Consider the following 11737-nt stretch of genomic DNA (forward strand, 5'->3'; position numbering starts at 1 on the left):
TTAGTGAACGGCATAACTGTGATGCCGTTCACTGACAGGAACGTTGTTGGCATATGGCAGAGACAAACGAAAACGCTGAACAAAACGAAAGCGCAGATCAAAACGAAAAAAGCGAGCGCAAACGCCCGGGTAAAAAGCCTCTCATTATCCTTGGGATAGTGGTGGTCATCATGGTTATCGTGGCGCTGGTGTGGTGGCTTCTGACCCGAAATGAAGAGACCACCGACGATGCGTTTACGGATGCAGACGTGGTGACTATTGCTCCGAAAGCGGCGGGCTACGTTACCGAACTGCGCGTGCGTGATAATCAGCGGGTGAAAAAGGGCGATCTGCTGGTCGTTATCGATCCGCGTGACACCACCGCTCAGCGCGATCAGGCGCAGGCGCAGTTAGGGCTGGCCGTGGCGCAGTTGCACCAGGCACAGGCTCAGCTGGCGCTCTCAAAAGTGCAATATCCGGCCCAGCGGGACGAAGCGAAAGCGCAGGTGCTGAAAGCGCAGGCGGATATGGCGAATGCGCAGGCTGAATACCGCCGTCAGCGCGGTGTCGATCCGCGCGCCACCACGCAACAAAGCATTGATTCTGCAAACGCCCAGCTGCGCAGCGCTCAGGCCGGTCTGGCCAGCGCCCAGGCACAGCTGGAAGTGGCGGAGCAGGTCCAGCTCCAGATCCGCCAGCAGGAAACCAACGTCGAAGCGCGTGAACGTCAGGTCGATCAGGCGAAAGCTCAGCTCGAAACCGCCACGCTGAATCTCTCTTACACCGAAGTGCGCGCCCCGTTTGATGGGTTTGTCACCAAACGTAACGTCCAGCCGGGTACCCTGGTGCAGGCCGGAACGGCGCTCTTTTCGCTGGTCTCACCGGATATCTGGGTGGTGGCGAACTTCAAAGAGTCGCAGCTTGAGCGTATGCGTCCGGGCAATAAAGTGGCGATCACCGTGGATGCCTGGCCGGACATGAAGCTGGAAGGGCATATCGACAGTATTCAGCAGGGGAGCGGTGCGCGTTTCTCGGCCTTCCCGGCGGAAAACGCTACCGGCAACTTTGTGAAAATCGTGCAGCGCGTCCCGGTCAAAATCGTGATCGACAAAGGGCTGGACCCGAACATGCCTCTGCCGCTGGGCCTCTCCGTTGAGCCGAAGGTCACGCTGGAATGACGGATCACAGCCACGACAACTGGCGGCCCGCCAGTAATCCCTGGGCGGTGGCGATTGTTGTCACGCTCGCGGTGTTTATGGAGATCCTCGATACCACCATCGTTAACGTGGCGCTGCCGCACGTGGCAGGCTCGCTCTCGGCAAGCTACGACGAGTCGACCTGGGTGCTCACCAGCTATCTGGTTGCCAACGGTATTGTGCTGCCCATCTCCGCGTTTCTGAGCCGGGTGTTTGGGCGCAAGCAGTTCTTCCTGATCTGTATTGTGATGTTCACCATCTGCTCCTTTCTGTGCGGTATCGCGACGGAGCTGTGGCAAATCATTCTGTTTCGCATCATGCAGGGCTTTTTTGGTGGCGGCCTTCAGCCGACGCAGCAGTCGGTGCTGCTCGATTACTTCAAACCCGAGGATCGCGGCAAAGCCTTTGGCCTGTCGTCGATTGCGATCATCGTCGCCCCGGTACTGGGGCCGACGCTCGGCGGCTGGATCACTGATAACTACTCCTGGCGCTGGGTCTTTTTTATCAATATTCCCGTTGGGATCGTGACGGTACTGGCGATTTATCAGCTGCTGGAAGATCCGCCCTGGGAGCGTAAATCCGAAGAGAAACTGAGCATCGACTGGACAGGGATTGGCCTTATCGCTCTGGGCCTCGGCTGCCTGCAGGTGATGCTCGATCGCGGCGAGGATGACGACTGGTTCTATTCAAACTTTATCCGCACCTTTGCGGTACTGACGCTTATTGGCATCATCGGCGCGATTTACTGGCTCCTGTATGCCAAAAAACCGGTGGTCGATCTGCGCTGCATGAAGGACAAAAACTTTGCCGTCGCCAGCCTCTTAATGGCCGGAATGGCGATGATTTTGTACGGCAGTTCGGTTGTGATCCCGCAGCTTGCCCAGCAGGATTTGGGCTACACCGCCACCTGGTCGGGGATGGTGCTCTCGCCCGGTGCGGTGCTGATTGTCCTGACCATTCCGCTGGTGTTAAAGCTGATGCCCGTCGTGCAAACGCGCTGGATCATCGCCTTTGGTTTTGCCTGTCTCGCGGTGTCGTTCTTCTGGTCGCGAACCCTGACGCCGGATATCGATTTCGAAACCCTGGTGCTGTTTCGTAGCGCCCAGTCGTTCGGGCTGGGGTTCCTGTTTGTTCCGCTCACTACCATTGCGTTTATTTCGATACCGAGGCGGCTTAACGCCGACGCCGCCGCGCTGTTTACCATGTTCCGTAACGTCGCGGGTTCGATTGGGATCTCGCTTTCCACCGCCGCAATCACGGAGCGTGCGCAGACGCACAGCGCGCATCTGGCCTATCACGCGTCGCCTTTTAATGAGCAGTTCCAGCTGGCGCTGCGGGAGTCGGCGCAGGCGATCCAAAACTTCACTACTCAGGTCGGCAATCCGCTGGATATCGCCACCGGACGCATGTACCAGACCATGATTGAACAGTCGCGCTTCCTGGCCTACGTGGACGTTTTCACGATCCTGAGCGCGGTGGCGCTAATACTGATCCCGTTTTGTTTGTTGCTCTCGCCGGTGAAAAGCGAGGGGAGTGCAGGAGCACATTGATGATGTACAGACGTTTATCCCCCCTGTTTTTAATGCTGCTGTTAGCGGGGTGCGCCGTAGGGCCTGATTACCAGCCGCCCGCACCGCAGACGCCTACGACATGGAACGATCCTGGCGATGCGAGCGTGAAGTCACAAACGCAGAGCAGCGCGGTAAACCCGCGCTGGTGGAAAACGTTTGGCTCCGCGCAGCTCGATAGCCTGGTTGAGCGGGCGATTGCCGGAAACCTCTCGCTGCAGCAAACCGTCCTGCGCATCGCCGGTGCCCGCGAACAGATAAACCAGGCAGGCGGGGCGTTTTATCCCTCGGTGAACGGTAATCTGCAGGCGACCCGCCAGCAGTTGGGGCTGGAGGGGGAGCTAAAATCGCACGGTGTTTACGATCAGCTGGATGACGTTGATCCCGATTTGAAAGGGGCGCTGGGGCCGCTCACCCAGCCGATAAATCTCTATCAGGGAAGTTTTGATGCCCAATGGGAACTCGATCTATGGGGCAAAGTGCGCCGTCAGGTGGAAGGTGCCGAAGCCCAGCAGCGTGCGGCTATCGAACAGCGCAACGACGCCCTGGTCTCTCTGGAAGCGGAGGTGGCGCGGGCCTGGCTGCAACTGCGCGGGGCGCAAAGCGTGATGGCGACGCTCAATACGCAAATTGAGAGCGCACAGCAAACGCTCGATCTGACCGAAAGCCGCCAGCGTGGCGGTCTGTCACCGCAGATGGACGTGGAAAACGCCCGCGCGCAGCTGGGCAATCTGGAAGCGCAGCTGCCGCAGTATCAGGCCCAGGAGCGTCAGGCGATGAACGGTCTGGCGATTCTGCTGGGTAAACCGCCGGGTGCGCTGGACAGCGAGCTGCGTTCCGTTCAGCCGCTGCCCGCATTGCCAGACATTGTGCCGACAGGTATTCCGTCGACGCTCGCCCGTCGCCGCCCGGACGTGCGCGAGGCGGAGGCCAATCTTCACGCCGCGACGGCGCAAATTGGTGTCTCCGTTGCCGAGCTGTTCCCGAGCGTGTCGCTCTCCGGCCAGTTTGGCCTGCGCAACAGTGAAACCAACTGGCTCACCGACTGGAGCAGCCATTTCTATAGCGTCGGTCCGCAGGTATCGATCCCGATTTTCCAGGGCGGACGGTTAGTTTCGAGCGTCAAAGTGGCGCGCGCGCAGCAGGGCGCCGCCGTGCTCGACTATCGTCAGACGGTGCTCACCGCGCTCGGCGATGTGGAAAACGCGCTGGTGAGCTATCGCACGGACCAGCAGCGGGAAGCGGGCTTAGGCAAAACCATCGACGCGCTGCAAAACGCCTTCGATCTGGCGAGCGACAGCTATCGTCAAGGGATCGCCAGCTTTATCGACGTGCTGGATGCTCAGCGCCAGCTGGCTCAGGCGCAGCAGCAGCGCGCGCAGTCGCAGGTGCAGAGTACTCTCGATCTGGTGGCACTCTACAAGGCCCTCGGCGGAGGCTGGGAGCCGTATCAGCAGGTAAATTTGCCGGACTATTCGGTGTTTGGCGACGCCCCGCGCGGATAACGTTCAGAGGATTGGGCAAGAAACAAACAGGAACGCCACATTCGCGTTTTGCAGGCGCGGGGTATAACTGTCCGGCACCCATCAAACGAACATTGTGAGGAACGTCATATGCGTTATCAAAAACTGGGCAATACCGGTCTGTTTGTTTCTGAGCTTTGCCTTGGCACCATGACCTTCGGCGGGGAAGGTGGCATGTGGGGAAAAATCGGCCAGCTTCAGCAGAGCGATGCGGAAAAACTGGTTGGCCGTGCGTTGGATGCCGGGATTAACTTTATTGATACTGCGAACGTCTATTCAGAAGGGCGCTCGGAGGAGATCACCGGCCAGGCGCTGAAAAACCTCAAAATCCCGCGTGAAAACGTCGTTGTCGCCACCAAAGTGTTCGGTGAAACCGGCACCGCAGGCGTTAACTCACGCGGCAGTTCGCGCTATCACATCATCAGCAGCGTCAAAGAGAGCCTGCGCCGTATGCAGCTCGATCATATCGATCTCTATCAACTGCACGGTTTCGATCCGGCAACGCCGATCGAAGAGACGCTCTATGCTCTCGATAATCTGGTGCAACATGGCCATGTGCGCTACATCGGTGTCTCTAACTGGGCGGCATGGCAGATTGCGAAAGCGCTGGGGATCTCCGAGCGTCTCGGGCTGGCGCGTTTTGCCTCGCTACAGGCGTACTACACCATTGCCGGGCGCGATCTGGAACGTGAACTGGTGCCAATGCTGCAAAGCGAAGGCGTCGGTCTGATGGTCTGGAGCCCGCTAGCGGGTGGTTTGCTGAGCGGCAAATACGGTCGTGACGGCCAGAGCGAGGCGGGTGGACGTCGTCTGGAGTTCGATTTCCCACCGGTGGAAAAAGAGCGCGCGTTCGACTGCGTGGACGTGATGCGCACCATAGCCGAAAGCAAGGGCGTTTCAGTCGCGCAAATCGCGCTGGCGTGGCTGCTGCATCAGAAAGTGGTGAGCAGCGTTATCATCGGAGCCAAACGCGTGGATCAGCTGGATGACAACATTGCCGCAACGAATATTCGCCTGAGTGATGACGAACTGAAGCAGCTCGACGCCGTCAGTGCACTGCCGCGAGAATATCCGGGCTGGATGCTGGAGCGTCAGGGTGAATATCGCCAGAATCAATTGAAAGGATAATCTTAATTGCCGAGTAACGTCAGGCAGACAATATCAACCAGGGTGTTTGCTTTGTCGTAGAAGGAAAAGCGTCTGATTACAGGATTTATATCGGGCAAGTGGAAAGTCTTTTTCGTGTGCGGTGACGGCTGCGCGCACTGAATCGGTAAAAGCCCTCTGCGAATAGTTTTCACAGGGGGCTTTTTTTTAGCTGTGTTTGACGCTTTATGGCCAGAGCGCTGAAGCTGTAACACTTATCGGTGATACCAGCACCAGGAAATAGCTGAGGATAGTCCGGCGCGCAGAGAGCCCCTGCCAGCACTGATTAAATTTAGGAACATAATTAAGACCGCCGATAAACTTCTGGAAAGATTCCTGCGTAAAGTTATCAAGCACAAGCCGTTTATACAGGAGCACCTACCACATGAAAGGGCTAATAAATAGTCATTAAGCAAAACTTAAGAGTGATAGTGCAGACAGGGAAGCGTTATTAATTTACTCTTGTAAAGAGATATCTTTTGTATAGTCCGCAAACTTCCATTTTAGAAGGTTTTTTCTGACCGTGGATCAATAAATATTCATAATCATAAACAATGATAATTAATCTTTTGAAAAGTGCTTACACGTACAGAGGAGGCGTAACAGCCTCGCCAGCTTTGATATACCACTGCCACTCACCCTGACATTCATCTATAGCCAGGCGTTGAACCTCAACTGGCCTTTGTGGTAGTGCAATTGATACCCGGCATGTGATATTGAGCAACTATTTCAATTGCATGCCCTCTGGTACCTGCGCTTTCCTTTTAGTTTTCATGCTGGCATGGGAATCAGCACAGCGGAAATTTAACGACAGCAAATGATATTAACGGATGCAAAGGGTATGGGCGTGTGAGAGATGTTGCCCGTTACGTTTAAGAAAGAGTGATATCAGGATGAGTAATAGAAAGAGTTAACTGTCCGCCTGGAACCGTAAAATTTTTTACAGGATGTGACCCGTTTAGCGAGAGGCATAAAGGATTTAGAAATCTCAAATGAACGCTAATTGATTATGGAAGATTATTAATGATTCATCATAAATTAAGTAAAGCAGAAATCGGTCGCATACGTATTTTTGATACAGTGATGAAAACGAAAAGCATGAGCCAGACGGCTCTGGCTTTGAATGTTTCGCACTCTAGCGTCTATCTGGCTATAAAAAAATTAAGACTTTTATATAACGATGTGCTTTTTATTCGCGATAAGAGTTTGCTCGTGCCGACAGAATTTGCAAAGCGATTGCATACCGAGTCCCTGGCGATATTGAAAAACCAGCAGGAGATACAGCCTGCTCATGTTGAGACAGACAAACATCGTTTCATCTTTGCGTGCGCGCCGCATATCGCTGCAACAGTGATCCCCGTAACCTATTTGTTGATGGAGCAGTCAATCCTCTTTCCCCTGGAGCATATGGCCCTTCCTGTTTCGCCAGAGGCCAGGGTTGATTTATTATTGAACAATAAGGCTGATGTGATTTTTGACTATGAGCCTATTCAACATGAAGATATTTTCTTCAAGCGTCTCTTTAAGGAGGATTATGCGATTGTTTGCCGTAACGATCATCCCAGACTTTCGAATTCGATCTCGCTAAAAGAGTTTTCCTATGAGAAACAGGCGGCGCTAGGTTGTTCCTCAAGCATTGATAACTTAATAGATACTGAAAATGTATTTTTTGCCAGCCATTACTATCTTGACCTGCTGGCAATGGTGGAGGTGAGTGATATTATCTGTGTTATCCCATTAAATATTTATTTGAAGCTTCACGCCTCTTTTGATATCAAGCCATTAAATTATAAATTTAAATTAAATGTCAAAAAAACAAGCTTATACATCAACTATTTAAAAGATCCTTCGAGACAAAAAGATAAGAATGATCTTCTCAAGAAAATAGAAATGATGCGATAGAAATTGAATGTTAAACAGGATAACGGTTGTGGTATTAGAAAGGAAATAGCCTTAGCCATTGTGCAGGCTATTCCCTTTTATTCACAGTTCTTTGAACTTATTAAGGACCTCTAAAAGTTCCAGAAAATGTGGACTTTTTAATGACGCTTTATTGTATGTCATATACATGGTGACAGGTTCGACGCTAAAATGACAATCCAATACTTTGATGTTAAAGCTTGATGCAAATTTTTCAGCAAACCAGGCGGGTACGAAGCTGACCACATCCGATTTTTCTACGATGGCGGCGTTAACAATTATGGAACTGCTGCTAAAGAAAAAGTTGCGTTCGCCTAAAAACTCCATAATTCCTGTCTGAGCGCGTTTGACGTTTTCAGAACCGGCATTCAGGAAACTGGAGGTTTCGAACGCCATCTCCTCGTATGTCAGCGTCTTATTTAGCCTTGGATGGTCTACTCGGCAAATAGGAACAGTCCGCTCAACAAGATACGGCTCTACGACAGTAGAAAAATTATAATAAGGCTTTGTATCAAATACGATATCTGCTTTGCGGTAGGTCAACGCATCTTCAATGGTGTCCAGAAGGGCGTCAGCGCTAATATGGGTTATTTCGCAATTAAGCCCTTCCTTAAGTACCTCTGCGCTGACGTCAGGCAAGATACGCATCGCGGCATAGGGAGTTGAGTGGATCACAAATTTGCTTCGGGTGGTGGTATCTTTGAAGTAATCAAGGCTACCCAGCAGTTGCCTGAAACCTGCACGTAATTGATTGTGCAAATTCTCTGCAATAGTGGTTGCCACAAGTCCTCTCCCTTCGCGGATAAAAAGGGGATCGGAGAAAAAACTGCGTAGCTTCGTCAGTGACTGGCTGACAGCCGATGGGCTAACGCACAGCAGTTCTGCCGCCTTAGAAACGCTCTTGTGAACATAAATGGCTTCAAAGATTAAAAGAAGATTTAAATCAAATCCTTTGACCCTACTGATATTTGCGATAAGCGAGTTTTCTGTCATTTTCAATTCCCTGACTGATAAACAAAAGCGGTAACTTCACTCTGCGATATATTCACATAGAGAATAGCATAGCGACAGCCCGGTTCTCTTCTCACGTGGCCTTAGAAAGACCCTTTCACATTTGCATTAGCGCTATCCACCTTGACGACAGTATCCAACCACAAAGAAGGCGCCTTTCTACGCCATAGCCTGTTTCCATCGAAGGCGATGGATGCCGGACGCGGGACAGGGGTGAGTTCCATGGCCGGAACTGAAACAAGTTCCGTGTCGGCATCAGGAACGGGCTCCGGGATAGCGTCTGAGCCATCATAAACTCATATACCCATTTTCTCCTTTTGCTTCCTGGATGTTTTTTATAAACAAGAAAAGGTTAAAATCGTAGTCCTTAGAACGTAGTCAATAATAATTTACCTTTTAAATGATGATTTTTTTAATATTCCATGGTTAAAGTCCCTAAAATAACGGTTAAAAGATATTTTTTCTACTTCTTTAACCCACTATTCCTAAGGATTAGATAACGAAACAGTAATCCGTTTTATTTCAAAAGGTTTTAGTTGACCCGCTTTTATTTACCGATAAATCTAATATTGTTTTTTGCTTACCATGAACGCTTTGAGTGTAACTGTCTGTTTAAGAAAATAAAAGAGGCCACCTTCTTTTACGGTGTTCAAAAAAACAGCCGGGCGTTGACGGGTAGTTACAAGTATTTATATTTATCAGTGGGTTAAGAGTGATATTGGCAAATCAATATCTACGTGTTTTAAGTTAAGCTTAATGCATTTGTAAGTATTGCTGACTATACCGCTATCAATGTTTCCTGAATAATCCATTTCAACTTACAGAAGACGGCGCCATTGATTTGTCCAGCAAAGATGCAGCGGGAAAACTTTTACAGGATATCTCTATTCAGGCAACACAAGAAAATTATCACTATTCTGGTGAAAATTTTGAAACAATGGGTGGTAACCCACGAGTATATTTTCGCTGCCAGAGCAACGGTAATACTTAATGAGTCCCCCCACTACTGAATAACATGGTTCCAGAAAGATTATTTTTAATAAAAAAGAACGTTCCAAAGGGACGAAGTAACGCTCTATAAACCATTGAAGGTAAGTCAAGGAATGTTTTATGCTCTCTTTTAAAACTGAAAAGGTAGAAGCCGAACGACTTAAAATATTTGATGTGGTAATGAAAACCCAAAATCTGAGCCATGCCGCCGCTTTGTTGAATATCTCTTACTCGAGTGTCCATTTTGCGATAAGAAAACTTCGGGTTTTATATAATGATCTGCTATTTATACATGATAAGAAAACGATGGTGCCTACTCCTTTCGCCCTTATGTTACATAGTGAGATGCAGGCATTTATGAACACGTCACAACCTGATAGTTTCTTAAATAATGAGGAAGCTGGCAATCTCCGTTTTGTATTTGCCTGTGAATCACATATCGCTGCCATAGTGACGCCTCTTGCTTTTTTGTCAATGCAGAATTCAGCATCATTCCCTTTGGTACATATACCGCTTCCTTCAACGCTGCAGAGTAAAATAGATATTCTTCTTAATAATAAAGCGGATGTCGTTTTGGATTATTCTCCGCTTGAACATGAGGATATTTGTTCTAAGCGATTATTCAAAGAGGATTATGTTATTGTTTGCAGCAATACTCATCCCAGACTCTCTCAGTCAATTACCCATAAAGAGTTCTGTCAGGAGAAACATGCTGTTCAGACGACGCCGTCTGGAGTGGATAATCAAACGAGATTTAGCTATGTTCATTGTGCACTGTTTAGCAGCCATAACTATCTTGACCTCCTGGCGATCGTTGAAGTGAGTGAGTTGATTTGTGTTGTGCCATTAAATATCTATTTGAAGTTAAATCTCGCCTTCAACATAAAGACATTAAGCTATAACTTTAAGCTAAATATTCAAAATAATCGTCTTTATATCAATTATCTAAAAGATCCCTTTCGTCCTGTCGAGAAAGAGTGCTTGTTAGAAAAAATTAAAAAAATGTATTGAAGCGATGTTCGCATATTAAAGGTTATGCCCATTTTTTTCTGAATAGTTACAATGAGTATATTACCGAACAGTAAACTGTCGTTGATGTATTCATGTGAAAATTTGTTATAAACATGGTGTAAAAGTGTAAATGCAGTTTAGCATTTACAGTCATTTTCTTTGGTACTCCTGTCACGGATTTTAAAATCTTCAGTTTTTTTAGTGGGTTATCCTTGGCTTGTGCTGACTCGATTATTAGCGTTAGCGCTCCTTCATAAGTCCTTTAGTATATCTCACTACATGGTTTTAGTCGCCAGGGATACTATTGTCACTCATTCAATTAATCTTAATTGAATATCCCTTTTACTTATTAAGTGTGGTTTTATGAAAAAGTTAAATACATATCTTGTGTCATTGCTATGTGTGGCGCCGTTATCGTCTTTTGCGGCGGATGGCGACATCACCTTCACCGGTAAAGTGACTGCATCGGCCTGTACTCTTAAGGGGTTTAACGGTATGGCGTCCACATCTTCACTGATGGCGCTGACGACCGTAAGCCCTGAATCCTTTAATGGCGCAGGAGGTTATGCAGGCATGAAGGATTTCACTATCGATCTGCAGGATTGTGATATCACCACCATGAAAAATGCCCGTGTGGCCTTCAGCGGCACGCCCGATACCCTCGATAACGAAATATTGAAGAACACCGAAACCAACGGCCCTGCTGATGGCGTGGGTGTTGCTATTTTAGAAAATGATGGTGCCACGCTGGTTGATATTAACGGAGGTATACCTTCTCACTCCCAGGCACTAAGTGCGGGCGACACCGAGCTTAAATTCAAAGTGGCTTATAAAGCCAATACGGCGACGCCGGCAGTTACCCCCGGTAATGTCAAAGCAAAAACCTTTGTCGATATTACGTATAATTAATCTCTCTTTATTTACTTTATTTCCTGGTTAATTATTTGTGATGAAAAAGCAGGCCTCTTTTGAAAAGATATCATTCCAATTTAATAATGAAGACTTTCATTTTAGCGTCTGCTTTAGTTTCGTCTTATTCTCAGGCAGCAGCCAGTGACAGCGCCTTTGACGCTGACTTCCTGCGCAAAGATTCCCAGGAAATACCTGAGCAATTTTATCACCCGGATCAGGTGGACGCGGGGGTGAAAACCGCCGATATCGTGCTCAACGGCCATATTCTGTTTAAAACCAAAGTTGAATTTATTACCACCCGGGCCGGTGAAAGTGCCACGCCCTGCCTGACCCAGGCGCTGCTGCACCAGACGGGGCTGGACACGCATCTCGACGAGCTGGCGAAAGCGGGGAATGAGACCTGCTACGACTTCCTCAAAAAATGGCCGGACGCCCGGATCACTTACGACGAGTCGATGCAGCAGCTGGTCATCAGCGCCCC

At 49.3% G+C, this 11737-nt stretch carries 9 protein-coding genes; 8 read left to right on the forward strand and 1 reads right to left on the reverse strand.

Annotation, left to right across the window (positions count from 1 at the left end; translation table 11 throughout):
• The first annotated feature begins 53 nt into the window (after positions 1-53).
• From C0560_RS06850 to C0560_RS06870, 5 genes are all read left to right on the forward strand, one after another.
• A complete protein-coding gene (locus C0560_RS06850; protein WP_100777097.1) occupies positions 54-1157 on the forward strand; it encodes an HlyD family secretion protein in 1104 nt (367 codons plus the stop codon).
• Complete coding sequence (locus C0560_RS06855; RefSeq protein ID WP_107703988.1) at positions 1154-2725, forward strand: DHA2 family efflux MFS transporter permease subunit; 1572 nt, start codon at positions 1154-1156, stop codon at positions 2723-2725. Before C0560_RS06850 ends, C0560_RS06855 begins: the two co-directional genes overlap by 4 nt.
• Positions 2725-4248: an efflux transporter outer membrane subunit gene (locus C0560_RS06860; RefSeq protein WP_248859870.1), complete on the forward strand. Its 1524-nt coding sequence runs from the start codon at positions 2725-2727 to the stop codon at positions 4246-4248. Before C0560_RS06855 ends, C0560_RS06860 begins: the two co-directional genes overlap by 1 nt.
• A 108-nt stretch (positions 4249-4356) precedes the next feature.
• On the forward strand, positions 4357-5394 hold the full coding sequence (locus C0560_RS06865) for an aldo/keto reductase (protein WP_102105201.1): 1038 nt from the start codon (positions 4357-4359) through the stop codon (positions 5392-5394).
• A gap of 1041 nt (positions 5395-6435) precedes the next feature.
• Entirely contained in the window at positions 6436-7314 is an 879-nt protein-coding gene (locus C0560_RS06870; RefSeq protein ID WP_123429220.1) for a LysR family transcriptional regulator, read from the forward strand.
• A gap of 81 nt (positions 7315-7395) precedes the next feature.
• Here the strand turns inward: C0560_RS06870 and C0560_RS06875 are convergent, their stop codons facing one another.
• Complete coding sequence (locus C0560_RS06875; RefSeq protein WP_123429219.1) at positions 7396-8325, reverse strand: LysR family transcriptional regulator; 930 nt, start codon at positions 8323-8325, stop codon at positions 7396-7398.
• A gap of 1128 nt (positions 8326-9453) precedes the next feature.
• On the opposite strand from C0560_RS06875, the gene C0560_RS06880 reads away from it, so the two are divergent.
• The 3 genes from C0560_RS06880 to C0560_RS06890 form a co-directional block, all read left to right on the forward strand.
• The gene (locus C0560_RS06880; protein WP_248859871.1) at positions 9454-10344 is read left to right on the forward strand and encodes a LysR family transcriptional regulator; all 891 of its coding nucleotides are present in this window, start codon (positions 9454-9456) and stop codon (positions 10342-10344) included.
• 363 nt (positions 10345-10707) lie between these two features.
• Complete coding sequence (locus tag C0560_RS06885; RefSeq protein ID WP_248859872.1) at positions 10708-11253, forward strand: fimbrial protein; 546 nt, start codon at positions 10708-10710, stop codon at positions 11251-11253.
• Positions 11254-11339: 86 nt separating this feature from the next.
• Positions 11340-11737: FimD/PapC N-terminal domain-containing protein (locus tag C0560_RS06890; RefSeq protein WP_248859873.1), on the forward strand; the 398-nt coding region annotated here is incomplete at its 3' end.

Origin of the sequence: Lelliottia sp. AC1, from assembly GCF_023278595.1 — a bacterium.
In the GTDB taxonomy this organism is placed as follows: domain Bacteria; phylum Pseudomonadota; class Gammaproteobacteria; order Enterobacterales; family Enterobacteriaceae; genus Enterobacter; species Enterobacter nimipressuralis.